Here is a 16710-nt window from a genome sequence, read left to right on the forward strand (position 1 = left end):
CCGACGCGCCGTCTCCATTCCGAATTCCCCTTTTGCCGATTTCGACACCGAGATTTTCCCCGCCCGAACCGCCGTGCGTCGATTGGTTTTCTTCGAAGTATCTCAAATCGTCGTTTGAGCCATCGGTGTCGCTTTCCTTCCCGAACACGATGGTCGAAACATGAACCGACGACGATTCCTCGCCGCGGGATTGTCCGGCGTGAGCACGCTCGCGGGGTGCCTCGGTGGGGCGTCCGATACCGACTCGTCCTCGACCGAATCGACGGGGACGACCGCCGAAACGCGAACCGCGACCGAAACGCGCACGACGGACGAAACGAGAACGACGACCGAATCCGGGTCGAGGGGCGGCGCGAACCGGACGGTCACGGTCGCGGACGCGGGAACGCTCGAAGCGGGCGACGTCTCCGTCGCAATCGACCTCACGAAGTCGGAAATTACCGCCGACCACACCGCGGAAGTGGTGTTCTCGCTGCGCAATCGAACGTCGGCGTCGGTCACGCTCTCGTACACGCTCCCGCGAGGGTTGAACGTCGTCACGGGGTCGAAATCGAACGGCGACGCTCGCCTGTTGCTGGTCGGCCAGGGGGAACAGTGGAACCGGACCGACGGCTGTTGGCAGCCCGACGCGCGGACGCTTGCGAGGGGAATGCCGGACACGGAACGGTCGATAACGCTCGCGGGAGGCGAAACGCGGCGGGAACCGTATCGACTGTGGAACCACCCGGAGAACGCGTCCTGTTTCCCCGCCGGGACGTACGAGTTCGTTCGCGCGTTTCGGCGAAACGACTCGGAATCGACGTGGCGGTTCGGTCTTTCTCTCTCCTGACGAGGGGACATGAAAAGGGGAGGGGTGGATAATTTTAATTCGCACCGCGCGCGCGTGCGTGAGCTTTATCAGTGGTGCCTGCCTACTAAAAATCAGAATTTATGAGCGACGGAAATGAGTATAGCGCCGGGCAGATTCAGGTCCTCGAAGGGCTCGAAGCCGTTCGAAAGCGCCCGGCAATGTACATCGGTTCTACCGACTCTCGTGGGTTACATCACCTAGTCTACGAAGTGGTGGACAACTCCATCGACGAGGCGTTGGCCGGGTACTGTGACAGCATCGACGTAACGATTCACGAAGACAACTCCGTCAGCATCGCGGACGACGGACGCGGGATTCCCGTGGACCGCCACGAGGAGTACGACATGCCCGCGTTGGAGGTCATTTTGACCGTCCTCCACGCCGGCGGGAAGTTCGACAACAAATCCTACCAGGTCTCCGGCGGCCTCCACGGCGTCGGCATCTCCGTGGTGAACGCCCTCTCGGAGAAGTTCGACGTCGAAGTGAAACGCGACGGCGGCGTCTGGAAACAGACGTTCGAGCGCGGCGACCCGGCCGGCGAAATGGAGCGCGTCCGCGACATGCGCGACGACGAGGAAACGGGAACGTACCAGCGATTCTGGCCCGATACGGAAATCTTCGAGACGACGGATTTTACCTATTCCACGCTCGAAAACCGACTCCGCGAACTCGCCTTCCTCAACTCCGGCGTCGCAATCACGCTCGCCGACGAGCGCGACGAGGGGAAAGGCGATACGTTCCACTACAGCGGCGGCATCCGCGAGTTCGTCGAGTACCTGAACGAGACGAAAACCGCCCTCCACAACGAGGTTATCTACTTCGAGGACGAGGACGATAACATCCAAGTCGAGGTGGCGATGCAGGCCACGGACGAACTTCAGGGCTCGATTCACGCCTTCGCCAACAACATCAATACCCGCGAAGGTGGTTCCCACCTGACCGGGTTCAAAACCGCCCTCACGCGCGTCGTTAACGACTACGCGAACGATAACGACATGCTGGGCGACCTCGACGAGAACCTCCGGGGCGAGGACATCCGCGAGGGGTTGACGGCGGTCATCTCGGTGAAACACCCCGACCCGCAGTTCGAGGGGCAGACGAAGACGAAACTCGGCAACAGCGAAGTCCGCGGTATCGTCGAAAGCGCGGTCCACGAGGGACTGTCGGTCTACTTTGAGGAACACCCGGACACCGCACAGGCCATCATCAGCAAGGCAGTCGAGGCCGCGAAGGCCCGGAAAGCCGCGAAGAAGGCGGAGGAACTCACGCGCCGGAAGAGCGCGCTCGAATCGAGCGCGCTCCCGGGCAAACTCGCCGACTGCCAGTCGCGCGACCCCACGAAGTCCGAACTGTTCGTGGTCGAGGGCGACTCGGCGGGTGGGTCCGCGAAGCAGGCCCGCGACCGCGAGTTCCAGGCCATCCTGCCGCTGTTCGGAAAAGTGCTGAACGTCGAGAAACACCGTCTCGACCGCGTGCTGGAGAACGAGAAGATTCGAAACTTCATCACCGCCATCGGCACCGGCGTCGGCGAGGAGTTCGACATCGACGACGCGCGCTATCACAAAATCATCATCATGACGGACGCGGACGTGGACGGAGCGCACATCCGAACGCTCTATCTGACGCTCCTCTACCGGTACATGCGGCCGCTGTTGGAGGCGGGCTACGTGTACGCCGCCCAACCGCCGCTGTACCGCGTCCGCTACCGCGGCAAGACGTACGACGCGATGACCGAGGAGGAACGCGACGAGATCATCGAGGAGAAATGCGACGGCAACCCCTCGCAAGTCCAACGGTTCAAGGGACTGGGCGAGATGAACCCGGAGCAACTGTGGGAGACGACGATGAACCCCGAAAACCGCATCCTCAAGCAGATAACCATCGAGGACGCCGCGGCGGCGGACAAGATGTTCTCGGTGCTGATGGGTGACGCCGTCGGGCCGCGAAAGCAGTTCATCCAGGACCACGCCACCGAAGCGGAGTGGGTCGATATATGAGTTCAGACACATCAGACCTCCCCGACGAGGTCGCGGAGAAGGTAAAGAGCGTCCGCGTCGAGGACGAGATGGAACAGAGCTACATCGACTACGCGATGTCCGTCATCGCGGGTCGCGCCCTCCCCGACGTGCGTGACGGGTTGAAGCCCGTGCACAAGCGCATCCTCTACGCGATGCACCGGTCTGGCGTGACGAGCAACGCGAGTCACCGCAAGTCCTCGAACATCGTCGGGGATACCATGGGCGACTTCCACCCGCACGGCGACCAGTCGATTTACGACGCGCTCGCCCGGATGGCACAGACGTTCTCCATGCGGTACCCGCTCATCGATGGGCAGGGGAACTTCGGCAGCGTGGACGGCGACCCGCCAGCGGCGATGCGATACACCGAGGCGCGGATGGACTCGCTGTCCGAGGAGATGCTCGCCGACATCGAGATGGACACGGTGGACTTCAAGCCCAACTACGACGGGCGATTGGAGGAACCGGAAGTCCTCCCGTCGGCGGTGCCGAACCTCCTCATCAACGGGTCGTCCGGTATCGCGGTCGGGATGTCCACGAACATCCCGCCGCACAACCTGGGCGAGGTCATCGACGCGACGGTCGAACTCATCGATAACCCGGACGCGACGGTCGAGGACCTGATGGAGCACGTCAAGGGACCGGACTTCCCGACCGGCGCGAACATCGTCGGACGAAACGCCATCCACCAGGCGTACAAAACCGGCCGAGGACGCCTCCGCGTCCGCGCCGAGTACGAGGTGCAGGACGACCGCATCGTCATCACCGAACTGCCGTTCCAGACGAACAAGGCGCGACTCATCCAACGAATCGCCGACCACGTCAACGACGGCACCATCGAGGGAATCCGCGACCTGCGCGACGAGTCCGACCGCGACGGCATCCGCGTCGTGGTCGAACTCAAGCAGAACGCGATTCCGGAGGTCGTCGAGAACCAACTGCTGAACCACCGCCTCGAACGCACGTTCAGCATCATCTCGCTGGCGCTGGTCGATGGCCAGCCGAAAGTCCTGACGCTGAAGGAACTGCTTCAGCACTACTTGGACCACCGCCGCGATGTCGTTCGGCGACGAAGCGAGTTCGAACTCGACGAGGCGGAAGAACGGGCGCACATTCTCGAAGGCCGATTGCGCGCGCTCGACAACATCGACGATGTGGTCGAACTCATCCGCAACGCCGACGACCGCGACGGTGCTCGGTCGGGACTCCAAGGGACCTTCGACTTCTCCGAAAAGCAGGCCGAACACATCGTTCGGATGCAACTCGGGAGCCTCACATCGCTCGAATCCGAGGAAATCGAGGCCGAATACGAGGACGTGACGGCGCGCATCGAGCGCCTCGAAACCATCCTCGGCGACGAGTCGGAACTGCTGGGCGTCATCAAGGAGGAACTGCTGGAGATGAAGGAGAAGTACGCCGACGAGCGGCGGACGAAAATCGTGGAGGACACCTCGGAAGTCACCCGCGAGGACCTCATCGCCGAGGAGGACGTGTTCGTCGTCGTCACCGAGCAGGATTACGTCAAGCGCATGCCCATCGAACAGTTCGACGCGCAGGGGCGCGGCGGCAAGGGTATCATCGGCGCGGACGTGAAGGAGGACGACACGGTTTCGAAGGTGTTCCGCGCGAACACGCACGACTACCTGCTTTGCTTCACGAACCACGGACAGGTCTATCGCCTGAAGACCTACGAGATACCCGAGATGTCGCGCACGGCGCGCGGCAAGTCGGCCGTCAACATCCTCGATTTGGATAAGGGTGAGGACATCACCGCCGTCATCACGACGGACGAGTTCGAGGAGGACGAGTCGCTGAGCATGGTCACCCAGCAGGGATACGTCAAGCGGACCGCCGCGAAGGAGTTCGAGAACATCCTCTCGACCGGCATCATCGCCGCGCGACTCGAAGACGGCGACAAACTCGTGGACGTGAAGGTGACGGACGGTACGAAGGACCTGCTCGTCTCCACCAAGAACGGGATGACGATCCGTTTCGACGAGACGGAGGCCCGCGAGATGGGCCGAAGCGCCCGCGGCGTTCACGGTATTCGACTGGACGACGACGATGAAGTCGTCGGCATGGTCGCCGCGAACGGCGACGTTGACGACCTCCTCACCGTCACCCGGCGCGGGTACGGAAAGCGGACGAAACTCACCGAGTACCGTTCCCAGTCCCGCAACGGGAAGGGACTCATCGACATCAAGACGGGCGACCGGAACGGCCACGTCACCGAGATAAAGACCGTCATCGAGGACGACCACCTCGTCCTGATGAGCGAGCGCGGCCAGATAATGCGCATCCGGGCGGAAGACATCTCGGAGGTCGGCCGGAACACCATGGGCGTCACCGTGATGGACGTAGACGAGGACGACCGCGTGGCGAGCGTGGACGTGATTCCCGCCGAAGCCGCGGAAGCGGTCCCGGACGACGCCGAGACGGCCGAGGAATCGGAACCGGTCGCGGACGAGTAGCGACGCTCCGTTTTTTCGAACACATTTTCTTTTCTCAGGGTTCGTGGCGCTCGTCATCACGACCATCGGATCAGCACACCATCGAAGCAGCGGAATTGTCGCGGCCGCCGAAATCGGAATTTGAGGAATCACCGAAATCGGAATCTTCACAGCCACCAAGGCGACGAAACTAACACAACCGCTCGTCGCTAGCTATCTCTCCGAAAAATCTCCGATTTTTCGGGCCGACGACTGAATGGAGATGGCAGACGCGCCGCGCGTCTGCCATCGAAATGAAAGAGGAGGCTTTTGGTGCAGATTTTGCCAGTGAGTGCGCCAAAGACGCACTCACGCGGCAAAAGGTGCTATAGGATACGCTTCCCCAGCGCGCTCGCGGCGAGTTCGGTGGCGAGCGTGGCGGTCTCGTTGTGTTCGTCCAGAATCGGGTTCACTTCCACGAATTCGAGCGACCGGAGGATGCCGTCCGCCTCGTTGCGCGTCGCCACGGTTTCGAGGGCCGAGTGGGCTTCGCGGTAGCTGACGCCGCCGCGGACCGGCGTCCCGACGCCGGGCGCTTCCTTGGGGTCGAGCCAGTCCATGTCGAAACTGACGTGGATGCCGTCCACGCCGTCAGTGGCGATGTCGAGTGCCTTCTCGACGATTTCGGTGATGCCGTGTTCGTCGATGTCGGACATGGTGTAGGTGGTGACGCCGCTCTCGCGGATGGCGTCGACTTCGGTGTCGTCCACGCTCCGGAGGCCGACGAGGACGACGTTCTCGGCGCGCAAGCCGGGAGCGTTCGCCCAGTCAGTATCCGCGAAGTCGTCGATGCCGAGCGCGCCCGCGAGCGGCATGCCGTGGACGTTCCCGCTCGGGGAGGTCTTCGGAGTGTTGAAGTCGCTGTGCGCGTCGAACCAGATGGCACCGATTTCGGCGTCGCGGGCCGCACCGCCGAGCGTCCCCATGGCGATGGAGTGGTCGCCGCCGAGGACGAGCGGGAAGGCGTCGTCGTCGATGGCGTCCGCCACCTCGTCGGCGAGGCGGGAACACACGTCCGCCGTCTCGCGGAGGAACTTGGCTTTGCCCTCCCTCGGCTCCTCGGTTTCAGGGTCGCGTTCTTCGGCTCGCGGAACGGTCAGGTCGCCGGAGTCGATGGCGGTCACACCGGCATTGGCGAGTTCCTCGGCCAACCCCGCGTAGCGAATCGCGGATGGTCCCATGTCCACACCACGTCGGTTCGCGCCGTAGTCGACCGGTGCCCCGATTATCTGGACGGGTTTCGTCATGATCGAATGGACGGGTCGGGGGGGTTTCAAAAGCTCCCTTTCGACCGGATGGAACTCTATTTAAGAGCGGAGTACTGACGGGTAAGGTACCGCGATTCTCCCACCATATTCGGCGGATTTAAGGAAATCAATTACCAAGATTCGAGTAATGTCTAGTATTGAGTTGACGCCTAGTCAGGAGACGATACTGACGGCATTGGTAAACTTGCACCGCGAAACCGAGGATGCAGTCAAGGGCGAGGACATCGCCGAAGAGGTTGACCGCAACCCCGGTACGATTCGAAACCAGATGCAGAGCCTCAAAGCGCTCCAGCTCGTGGAGGGTGTCCCCGGCCCGAAGGGCGGGTACAAGCCGACCGCGACGGCGTTCGAAGCGCTCGACATCCAGAACTTGGACACGGCCGCCGAGGTTCCCCTCGAACACGACGGCGAACCGGTCGAACAGAGCAACATCGAGGAAATAGACCTCACGAGCGTTCACCACCCCGAACTCTGCCGCGCCGAGATTCACCTTCGCGGCTCCGTCCGTGACTTCCACGAGGGTGACGAGGTGAAAGTCGGTCCGACGCCCCTCTCGAAACTCGTCGTGGAAGGGGCCGTCGACGGCAAGGACGACACCCGGAACATCCTCATCCTGAAGATACACCGGATGGAAGCGCCGACCGAAGAGCCGAACCACTAGAGACGGGTCGGATTCGACGGTTCACTTTTTCGCTCTCTCCGCTCTGACGCCTGCCGTTCGCTTTCGGAAACTATTATCCGCGGACGCCCCTAGTGCCACCGATGCACCGCCGAACGACGATTCGGTATTCGACCCGTCTGGTCGCCGTGCTGTGGCTTCTGGTTTCCCTGTCCGGCCACGCACTGGCGCACGGTGCAAGTTTGCAGGGGTCCTCGAAATCCCTCTCGGTCCCGCTCTGGCTGTTCATTCTCACCGGCGGCGGCGTGGTGAGCGCGTCGTTCCTGCTCGCCAGTTTCGTTACCGACCGGTCGTTCATCCGAACGATACACCAGTGGCAGCGGTTCACGTCGCGGTCGGCCGACGAACTCCGCACCGTGACGAAGGTCGTCGGCGTCGTCTCCCTCGTCGCCATCGTCGCCGCCGGATGGTTCGGTCCGCAAACCCCCCGAGAAAACCTCGCCATCCTCGCCGTCTGGGTCGGGTGGTGGGCGGCGTACACGATATCGGTGTACGTCGTCGGCAACACGTGGCCCGCGTTCAACCCGTGGCGAACGGTCGGGGAGTTCCTGCCGACCCGCGACGCGAGTTATCCCGAGAAACTGGGCGCGTGGCCGAGCGTCGCCGGATTGCTCGCGCTCGTCTGGCTCGAAGTCATCAGCCCGCTCGCCGACAAACCCGACATGCTGGCGGACATCATCGTCCTCTACAGCGTCGTCACCATCGCGGGAACCCTCTGGTACGGCACCGACCGCTGGTTCGGGACGGTGGACCCCATCGCCCGCGTGTTTCGCTACTACGGGCGGGTCGCTCCGCTCCGGCGCACCGAATCCGGCTTCGAGTTTCAACTGCCGGGTGCGCGCCTGACCGAGACAAAACTCGTCACCGGGTTCGACGAAGTGGGGTTCGTCATCGCCATCCTCTGGGTGACGACCTACGACGGCTTCGTCTCGACCCCGCTCTGGTCGGACGTCGCGCGCCCCGTCGCCGCCGCCGGAATCCCGCTGACCGCCGCGTATCTCACGGCACTGCTCGGCGGATACGGCCTCTTCCTCGGCGCGTACCGACTCGCAACGCGGCTTTCCCGAGACACCGCGGACACCTATCTCACCCCTGCCACCATCGCCCGCCGCTTCGCGCCCTCGTTGTTGCCCATCGCGGTCGGCTACCACCTCGCCCACTACGTGAGCTACTTCCTCTCGCTTTCGCCGACCCTCCTGGGCGTGCTGTCGAGTCCGTTCGACCCGCCACAGGCCGTCTATATCGTTCTGCCTGCGTGGTTCGGAGCCGTCAACATGGGGTTCGTCCTGCTCGGCCACCTCCTCGCGGTGTGGGTGGCCCACGCCACGGCCTACGACGTGTTTCCGAGCCGATTACAGGCGATACGAAGCCAGTATCCGCTCGTCGCCGTGATGATACTGTACACGATGACGAGCATGTGGATCGTCTCGCAACCGACGCTCACACCACCATGACTACGACGACAGACTACAGCGTTCCGTCCGGCGAATCGCCCCACGAGTGTGCCTACTGCGGCCACCCATTTCGGAAGGAGGAGTACCTCGTCCTCCACCGCGGGTTAGAACACGGGGACGAACTGCCCGAAGACGAGGTGGAAGCGTTCTACGACGCCTACGAAACCGAGACGGAGGAACTCAAACACTTCCGTCTCAAGGCGCTCGGCGTCCTCGTCCTGCTGTACTTCGGGTTCCTGTTCATCTACGCCATCATCGGCGTCTCGTAATTCCGCCGGTCGCCGGTTGGGTGCCGATGAGCGACCACCGTTTTCGCCGATACCGTTAGGGTTCGCTCCGTCGTCTCGCATTCCATGCCCTCGATTCGTCGCGCGACGGAAGCCGACGCCAAGCCGATTCTCGACCTTCGCTGTGCGTCCATCCGGGCGTTCGGCACGGAACGGTATCACGAGGAGCAGGTCGAACGCTGGGCGGCACATCCGTTCGGGAGCGCGCCGTATCTGGAGTCGATACGGAACGAATCGGAGTCGGTCGCCGTGGCCGAAGGAAACGGCGAACTCGCCGGGTTCGGCCGCGTCGAACTGGATACAGGCGTGGTTTCGGCGGTGTACGTCCACCCCGACTACGCGCGGAACGGGGTCGGTTCGGCGCTCCTTTCGCACCTCGAATCGGTGGCACGTGACGCGGGGGTCGATTCGCTGACGCTCCACGCCTCGTTGAACGCGGTTCCCTTCTACGAGGAACACGGTTACGAGCGGGTTTCGACGGTGACGCACGAGGTGACCGGTGGCGTCGAACTCGCGTGCGTGGAGATGCGGCGGGACATATCGGTCGAATGAAAACACCGAGCCGTCGGTTTTCGGCCCGCAAACCAAAAGACACGAAACCCTCCGGTGTCTGGTTCGAGTATGAGCAATTACCTCGTTGCGATGGAGGCGGCATGGTTGGTACGTGATGTCGGCGATATCGACGACGCGATTGGCGTTGCGGTCAGCGAAGCCGGGAAACGGCTGAACCAGAAGAACATGGACTACGTCGAAGTCGAAGTCGGCGCGACGGGGTGTCCGGCCTGCGGCGAACCGTTCGATTCGGCGTTCATCGCGGCCCACACCGCGCTCGTCGGCCTCGTCCTCGAAATGAAGGTGTTCAACGCCGAGGGCGAGGAACACGCCCAGCGCATCGCCAAGAGCGAAGTCGGCGGCGCGCTCCGCGACGTCCCGCTTTCGGTCGTCGAAACTATCGAATTCGACGAGGACGAGGAGATAGACTTCGGCGACGCCTGAACAGTCCGAACGATTTATACCATAACCATTGGTAATTTCTACGCATGGAACTCCCGACACCCCAAGACCTTCGGGAACACCGAACCGATTTGGGGCTCACACAGAGCGAACTCGCGGAGCGGGCGGGCGTCTCACAGCCCCTCATTGCGAGAATCGAGGGCGACGACGTGGACCCGCGGCTTTCGACGCTTCGGCGAATCGTGAACGCGCTGGAGGAATCGGAGGGCGACATCGTGCGGGCGGGCGACCTCCTGCACAAGTCCGTCGTCAGCGTCGCACCCACCGACACCGTGAGCGAAGCGGTCCAGAAGATGCAGGAAGCGGGCTACTCCCAACTCCCGGTCATCAAAGAGGGCGTCCCGGTCGGCTCGATAAGCGAGAGCGACCTCGTTCACGTCAGCGAAGACGCCCGCGACGAGGCGGTCCGCGAGTTCATGGATGAGAGCTTCCCGACCGTCTCGAAGTCGGCGACGCTCAACGAAATCAGCAACCTCCTGGACCACTACAAGGCCGTGATGGTGACGGAAGAGGGCGAAACCATCGGCATCGTCACCGAAGCGGACATCGCCGCACGGCTGTCCTAACGACGAAACAGGGTGTCGGGTCGGTTGCGGTCTTCCATTTTCCGTGTCGGACGATACCGTTTCTCACCACAAACGTATTCCGAGCGACATCGTAGAGCGACGCATGTGGCCGTGGGAATCCGCGATTTTTGCGTACCTCTGTTATTCGATATACGTTCACGTTCGTCATCACGAACCGCCGGGCGGGACCGCCGTCGTCGTCGCCGCCGTCGCGTCGGTCGTTCCCGACCTCATCGACAAACCGTTGAGTTGGCAGTACGGCGTCTTCCGGAACGGCTACGCCCTCGGTCATTCGGTGTTCGTCAGTCTGCTCGTCGTCGCCGTCGCCCACGCCGTCGCGCGACGGACATCGCGTCCGCGATTGGGTCTCGCGTTCGGCCTCGGCTTTCTCTCGCACAACGTCGGCGACGCGCTCGAACACATGAACGACGGACTCTGGTACGGCGTCGAACACGTCCTCTGGCCGGTGGTCGTGCTCCCGCCCGACGAGAGTCCGGGGTTCACCGGAACGGTGCGGCAGTTCCTCGGCGAGTATCGGACCCACCTCGTTCACCACGACTTCACGTCGTACTTCGCCCTCGTCGGCGTAATTTCGGCGTGTACGATTCTGCTCTGGGCGTACGACGACTTTCCGGTCGCCCGCGAACTGCTGACGACGGTTCGGCGCGTCGTTCGGTGACCGTCCCAACGCCGCGTTCGCCCGTCGGCCAACGCTGAAATACGGGCGATGTCGGGGGGAACCGAGCGGCGGTATTTCGGTCTCCGCGACAGTTTTTTCCGCGAAGTCACCGATTGCCTGCCATGGGAATCGAGATTCGCTCGGCGGAACCGAGGGATACGGAGGAGATACGACACGTCGCGGAGCGGGCGTGGCACTCGGCTCACGCGCCCATCATCGGCACGGAGGCGACCGACGACTTCCTCGAACGCTACTACGACGCGGAGACGTTTCGCTCGCTCATCGAAACCGAAGCGTCCATCCTCGACGTCGCCGTGGACGGCGACACTGGCGTCGTGGGATTCGTCGGCGCGAATCCCGTCGAGGGGTCCACGACGTTCGATTTAGGTCGCATCTACGTCCTCCCCGGTCGGTGGCGCGAGGGTATCGGCGGACGGCTACTCGCCCACGTCGAGCGAACCGTCGAGCGGCGCGGCGGCGAGCGAATCCAACTCGGCGTCATGGCCGAAAACGAACGCGCCATCGCGTTCTACGAGTCGGCGGGGTACCGGCGCGACGAGAAGTTCTACGACGAGCGGGTCGACACGGCGGGCTACATGTACGTAAAAGAGGTGTGAGACGGAAATGGTGATGTGAGACGAGAAGATGGTGAGCGACGGTGGGGCACGAGTGGCGTAATCAACAGGTGGAATCAACAGATGGCGTAGGTGATACCGACCGCCCCGTCCTTCTGTATCTGTATGTGGACGTTTCCGTAACACTCGTTCGTCTCGACCGTCGTACACTGCTTGTAACCCGTGTCGCTCGAACTGGCGTCGAGGAGTTGGACGCACACGCGGAACGTTTCCACGTCCGTCGCCCCCGTCCGTTCGAGGTTGTACAGCGCGGCGGTGTCGGCCGGTCCGACCTGACGGGTGACTTCGAAGACGGTTTCGTCGGCCCCCTTCCGCACCACCCAGACGTGAACCGTCTGCTCCTCGTCGTACCCGTTTTCGAGCCAGATGGTGTGGTCCGAGTCGAACGTGCTCGTCTTGGACTCGAACACGCACCCCGCGACGGCGAACGTACCGGCGGAACCGAGCAGGGCGCGACGAGTCAGACCGGACATGGCGAGAACACCACACTCTGTTTAAATAAGCATTCTGGAACAAAGAGTGGGAGCTACCAACTCCGCGTCGGGAGAAACACCGTTCCGTCCCCACAGCACGTCCCCGCTCGGATGGAAAATTATCCAGCTATCAGTCCAAACTCAACCCGCGAATCGCCACCGTTTCGCCCTCCGCGACGGTGCCGATAATCCGTCCGTCCGTCTCTTCGGCGAGCGATTCGGCGTCGTCCTCGGGGAGTGCGACGACGAATCCGGTGCCCATGTTGAACGTGCGGTGCATCTCCTCGTCGGAGACGTTGCCGCCGTCCTGCACGAAGTCGAACACCGGCTGTGCGGGGAACGGGTCGTCAATTTCGTAGCGGTGCTCGCCCATGCGGAGCAGGTTCGTCCACCCGCCGCCCGTCACGTGCGCCGCGGCGTGCACGTCCCGCTCGCGGAGCGCGGGAAGCAGGTAGGTGTAGAGGCGGGTCGGTTCGAGCAGCGCCTCGCCGACGGTTCCCTCGCCGAGCGGGAAGTCGTCGTCGTAGTCGTGGTCCTTCGTCGCCGCTTTGCGGGCCAGCGTGAGGCCGTTCGAGTGAATCCCGCTGGATTCGAAGCCGACGAGAACGTCGCCCACCTCGGCCTCGCCGGGGAAGATGGCGTCCTTCGGCGCGAGCCCGGCGCAGGCACCCGCGAGGTCCAGCCCCGAGATGACCTCCGGCATGACGGCCGTTTCGCCGCCGACGAGGGCGACGCCCGCTTCCTCCGCACCGGCCGCGAGTCCCTCGCCGACCTGCTCGGAGAACTCCTCGGTGGGTTCGTCCACGGCGAGGTAGTCCACGAAGGCGACGGGTTCGACGCCGCTCGCCACGAGGTCGTTCGCGTTCATGGCGATGCAGTCGATGCCCACCGTCGAGTAGTCGCCGAGCGCCTCCGCGACGAGCAGTTTCGTCCCCACCCCGTCCGTCGCCAGCGCGAGGTACTGGTCGCCGATGTCGAGCAGTCCCGCGTAGTCGGTCGTGTTGTCGATGTCCGAAACCGCGCCGACGAGGGCTGCCGTCGCCGCTTCGCTCGCGTCGATATCTACCCCCGCGTCGGAATACGTCAGTTCCTCTTCCTCGGTCATGGTGAAACGCGTGTTCCGGGCGAGTAAAGGTTTGCCGTTGTCCCGTTCGGCTACAGCACCAGCAGCGCGTACAGCGCGAGCAACACGCACGGAACGAGCGTAGCGATGAAGGCGGTCGTACTCCACTGCTGGACCTTCTTGCCGTCGAGCGGTCCCCACGGGAGCATGTTGAAGCCCGCGAGGAGGAAGTTAATCTGCGCGCCGCGGTAGCCGATTTCCGTGACGAGGGACGGCCCGACGAAGATGAGCGGGAAGAACAGAACGCCGAGGACGACGTTCGTCATGGGTCCGGCCAGCGCGATGAGGCCGTTTTCCCGCTCCGTCACCATCCCCCGATGATACACAGCGCCGGGTGCCGCGAAGAGGAACCCGGCGAGTCCGCCGACGATGGCGAGCAACAACATATTGTAATCGGCGCGGAACTCGGCGAGTTGGCCGAACCGAATCGCCACCACCTTGTGGGCCAACTCGTGAAGAAGGAAGCCGATACCCGCCGTGAACAGCGAGACGACCAACGCTCCGACGAACGTCGCCGACGAGAATCCCATGCCGGGCTGGAGGAGCGACTGTCCGAATCCGGGCTGGAGAAAGAGGGTGAAGGCGAGGCCGAGCGCGCCCCACGCGACCAGCAGGTCGCGGAGTTCGCGCGCGCTGAAGCGGATGTTCACGTCAGCACACCCCAGATGAGGTCGGCGCTGTTGTGCGCGCCCTCGACCATCAGCCGCGTGATTTCATCGACGCCGCCGATTTGCGGACCGAGGAACGGTAGGACGACGAAGGGGAACAGGGCCGTCGCTATCATGCTCCCGACGTTCGTCATGGCGACGACGGCGATGAGCCGGAAGAGGGGCACGTCGAGCATCCGGGACATGACGTCGGCGAGGGGCAACTCCTCGTCGCTCATGATGTCGTTGAGTTTGGCGATATCGCCGATGTTGACCTGCGTGTACTTGAGCTCCATGTAGCCCGCGAACCAACCGGGTGCGAGCAGCGGGTTGATGCTGGTCAACCACGCGATTGCGCCGCCGACGAGGGCGCTGCCCCAGTGTGCCCCCGCGAGTTTCGCCAGTCCGAACGCGAAGACGCCGTTGAACAGGAACCACGCCGCGAACACTTGAATGAGAAACGTGTTTCGAACGCCCGCCATCGCCAGCAGGATGAAGAAGGCGAAGAAGGCGACCATGATGAAGTAGCCGAAGAATTTGAAAAGCGACAAGCGCTTTCCCTTCTCGGTGCCGACGAGCGACTCCATCGGCGGGAGGGTGCTCGGGTTGGCGAGGTAGCTCTCGATTCCGGCGCGGTGGCCCGCACCGACCACGGCGATAACGTCGTGGCCCGCTTCGCGGAGCGCGACGAGTTTGTGCGCGATGAAGGCGTCGCGTTCGTCGATGAGCGCCTCCGCACCGCCGGGCGAGAACCGACGGAACTCCTCCATCATCGCCGTAACCACGTCGCCGTCGGTGAGGTCCTCGATGTCGAACTCCTCGTCCAACTCCTCTTCCTCGACCGTTCCGCTTCCGAGGAGAACCCCGCCGAGCACGCCGAGCACCATGCCGATGCCGACGCCGACGGCGAGCGAAGTGAGGATTCGGAGCACGACGCCGCCGATTCCGACGAGCGTCCCGGCGCTGACGACGCCGAGGGCACCGGTGCCAACCGCGAGGCCGCCGACGATTCCGAGAACCAGGCCGCCGCCGAGCGCTATATCGATGCGCCTCGTCAGGCCGACGGAGAGGGCGAGGCTGCCGAGCACGAGTCCGGCGACGGTGCCGCCACCGAGACCACCGACGAGTTGGAGCGCACCGCTTCCCGCACCGAGGGTGAGCGTGGCGTTCAATCCGAGGAGCGGCGAGAGGAAGATGCCGAATATCATGGCGAAGAAGACGCCGAAGACGGCACCGCCGATGAGGCCGATGGTGAGCGGGTCGGTGACGCCGAGGGCGAGACTGCCCACCATCCGTAACTTCTCGCGGGCGCTCATCCGCGCCCAGAAGCGCTGAATCGTCATCTGGATGTCGCGGTCCACCAGCGCCACGCCGCTACCGTGTCGTTCGGCGGCGTCGATGGCGGCCTTCATGTCCGCGCCGGGTTGGATATCGAACTCCTCACCCATGCGCGACTGGACGTACGACAGCATCCAATACGCCAAGAACTGGAAGACGGTGTTTCCGTGAAGGAGGTCGGACGGGTCGAGGTCGTCAGCCACTTCCCCCTGCATCTGCCGGTATCGTCCCTCGTCGAGTTCGACGGCGACGATTTCCGGTTGATCCTCCTCGATGGCTTCTTCCACTCGCTCGACGCTCGTTTCCGAGACGTGGGCCGTTCCGACGACTCGTACGTTTCCCTCGCCGCCACCGGATGACGGCGGGTGCTGGTCGGTCATCAATGACGATACTCTCCCTCCATTTTTACCAGTATCGATGACAAGGCAATTTTTCTACCCGTTTCGGTTGCGAATCGAATTAATCCGCTCGGCGAACGAGAACACGGCCGTGGCTCTTGACGACGACTTCGTGATTCTCGACGACGAACGATATTTCACCCGTGACGGGGCGGAGTTGGCCGTCGCCGCGGGGACCGAAAATAGTTTCGAGGGCGTCCACATCGACGACGTGGTGGAGGGGTTGTAGTTCTTCGGGGGCACGACCGCTCGCCGACGAGAGCGTCTCGACGATGGTTTGGACGAGCGTCATTTCGCCGCCCCACGAGTACTGTGCCGACGCGACCGGTTCGGGCGTTCCTTGTAACACGGGGTCGTTCATGAATCGATTCGACGATTCGAACGCACATGCTACTGTGCGTTTAATGGTTGAGTTTTTAAATAGGGGCAGAAATGTGAGCAGAATTTCATCGGACGGAGCTGTCGACAAACTCAAACAAGTCCTCGTACGCGTCGGGGAAATCAGCGATTTCGACCGACTCGCGTTCGGGGTCCCACGCCACGAGTTCCGCCTCGGCGAGCATCGGGAGGTGAACGTGTACGAGCGCGATTCGCATCCGGTCCGTTTCGCCTTCGAGTCGGTCGGCGAGCTCCGACACCTGAATCGGCTCGTCTTCCGAGCGGATGACGACCAACGCCTCCCGTCGAGTCGGCGCCGAGAGCACCTTGAAGATGGCGTTCAGCGAGGGAGTCGTAGCGTCGTCCCATCGGCTACCGTCCCCCGGGATTGTCTCGATTGTCATACCAGAACCC

The 16710-nt window shown here is 63.1% G+C and carries 18 protein-coding genes; 11 read left to right on the forward strand and 7 right to left on the reverse strand.

The features are described from left to right. Window positions 1-160 precede the first annotated feature (160 nt). The 3 genes from OPC11_RS01195 to gyrA all read left to right on the forward strand — a co-directional run bounded on the left by OPC11_RS01195 (window position 161) and on the right by gyrA (window position 5339). Window positions 161-829 (forward strand): hypothetical protein, encoded by a 669-nt coding sequence (locus tag OPC11_RS01195; RefSeq protein ID WP_264780770.1) that lies wholly within the window; start codon window positions 161-163, stop codon window positions 827-829. A gap of 101 nt (window positions 830-930) precedes the next feature. Further along, window positions 931-2847 (forward strand): DNA topoisomerase (ATP-hydrolyzing) subunit B, encoded by a 1917-nt coding sequence (gene gyrB / locus OPC11_RS01200; RefSeq protein ID WP_264780771.1) that lies wholly within the window; start codon window positions 931-933, stop codon window positions 2845-2847. Continuing rightward, on the forward strand, window positions 2844-5339 hold the full coding sequence (gene gyrA / locus OPC11_RS01205) for a DNA gyrase subunit A (protein WP_007980393.1): 2496 nt from the start codon (window positions 2844-2846) through the stop codon (window positions 5337-5339). The genes gyrB and gyrA overlap by 4 nt, the downstream gene beginning before the upstream one ends. A gap of 344 nt (window positions 5340-5683) precedes the next feature. Here the strand turns inward: gyrA and rocF are convergent, their stop codons facing one another. Continuing rightward, on the reverse strand, window positions 5684-6604 hold the full coding sequence (gene rocF, locus OPC11_RS01210; protein WP_007980394.1) for an arginase: 921 nt from the start codon (window positions 6602-6604) through the stop codon (window positions 5684-5686). Window positions 6605-6752: 148 nt separating this feature from the next. Between rocF and OPC11_RS01215 the strand changes: the two genes are divergently transcribed. From OPC11_RS01215 to OPC11_RS01250, 8 genes are all read left to right on the forward strand, one after another. Beyond that, window positions 6753-7286, forward strand: a complete 534-nt coding sequence (locus OPC11_RS01215) for an Rrf2 family transcriptional regulator (RefSeq protein WP_007980396.1) — start codon at window positions 6753-6755, stop codon at window positions 7284-7286. Window positions 7287-7387: 101 nt separating this feature from the next. Beyond that, window positions 7388-8758 (forward strand): hypothetical protein, encoded by a 1371-nt coding sequence (locus OPC11_RS01220; protein ID WP_264780772.1) that lies wholly within the window; start codon window positions 7388-7390, stop codon window positions 8756-8758. After that, on the forward strand, window positions 8755-9027 hold the full coding sequence (locus OPC11_RS01225; protein ID WP_007980398.1) for a hypothetical protein: 273 nt from the start codon (window positions 8755-8757) through the stop codon (window positions 9025-9027). Before OPC11_RS01220 ends, OPC11_RS01225 begins: the two co-directional genes overlap by 4 nt. Window positions 9028-9111: 84 nt before the next feature. Further along, window positions 9112-9597: a GNAT family N-acetyltransferase gene (locus OPC11_RS01230; RefSeq protein WP_007980399.1), complete on the forward strand. Its 486-nt coding sequence runs from the start codon at window positions 9112-9114 to the stop codon at window positions 9595-9597. 69 nt (window positions 9598-9666) lie between these two features. Then, window positions 9667-10041, forward strand: a complete 375-nt coding sequence (locus tag OPC11_RS01235) for a DUF555 domain-containing protein (RefSeq protein WP_069450198.1) — start codon at window positions 9667-9669, stop codon at window positions 10039-10041. A gap of 44 nt (window positions 10042-10085) precedes the next feature. Continuing rightward, window positions 10086-10625 (forward strand): CBS domain-containing protein, encoded by a 540-nt coding sequence (locus OPC11_RS01240; RefSeq protein ID WP_007980401.1) that lies wholly within the window; start codon window positions 10086-10088, stop codon window positions 10623-10625. Window positions 10626-10728: 103 nt separating this feature from the next. Further along, the gene (locus tag OPC11_RS01245; protein WP_264780773.1) at window positions 10729-11304 is read left to right on the forward strand and encodes a metal-dependent hydrolase; all 576 of its coding nucleotides are present in this window, start codon (window positions 10729-10731) and stop codon (window positions 11302-11304) included. Between the two features lie 122 nt (window positions 11305-11426). Beyond that, a complete protein-coding gene (locus OPC11_RS01250) occupies window positions 11427-11921 on the forward strand; it encodes a GNAT family N-acetyltransferase (protein WP_264780774.1) in 495 nt (164 codons plus the stop codon). Window positions 11922-11995: 74 nt separating this feature from the next. Here OPC11_RS01250 and OPC11_RS01255 read toward each other — a convergent pair whose 3' ends face one another. The 6 genes from OPC11_RS01255 to OPC11_RS01280 form a co-directional block, all read right to left on the reverse strand. Beyond that, complete coding sequence (locus OPC11_RS01255; RefSeq protein WP_264780775.1) at window positions 11996-12412, reverse strand: hypothetical protein; 417 nt, start codon at window positions 12410-12412, stop codon at window positions 11996-11998. A gap of 130 nt (window positions 12413-12542) precedes the next feature. Further along, entirely contained in the window at window positions 12543-13517 is a 975-nt protein-coding gene (purM, locus tag OPC11_RS01260) for a phosphoribosylformylglycinamidine cyclo-ligase (RefSeq protein WP_264780776.1), read from the reverse strand. Window positions 13518-13567: 50 nt separating this feature from the next. Beyond that, window positions 13568-14185 (reverse strand): hypothetical protein, encoded by a 618-nt coding sequence (locus tag OPC11_RS01265; protein ID WP_007980410.1) that lies wholly within the window; start codon window positions 14183-14185, stop codon window positions 13568-13570. Beyond that, complete coding sequence (locus tag OPC11_RS01270; protein ID WP_264780777.1) at window positions 14182-15900, reverse strand: TraB/GumN family protein; 1719 nt, start codon at window positions 15898-15900, stop codon at window positions 14182-14184. The genes OPC11_RS01265 and OPC11_RS01270 overlap by 4 nt, the downstream gene beginning before the upstream one ends. Window positions 15901-15979: 79 nt before the next feature. Then, a complete protein-coding gene (locus OPC11_RS01275) occupies window positions 15980-16279 on the reverse strand; it encodes a HalOD1 output domain-containing protein (RefSeq protein WP_018128722.1) in 300 nt (99 codons plus the stop codon). Window positions 16280-16364: 85 nt separating this feature from the next. Then, the gene (locus OPC11_RS01280) at window positions 16365-16700 is read right to left on the reverse strand and encodes an ArsR family transcriptional regulator (protein WP_264780778.1); all 336 of its coding nucleotides are present in this window, start codon (window positions 16698-16700) and stop codon (window positions 16365-16367) included. Window positions 16701-16710 lie beyond the last annotated feature (10 nt).

It is taken from the genome of Haladaptatus sp. T7 (assembly GCF_026008575.1).
Classification (GTDB): Archaea; Halobacteriota; Halobacteria; order Halobacteriales; family Haladaptataceae; genus Haladaptatus; species Haladaptatus paucihalophilus.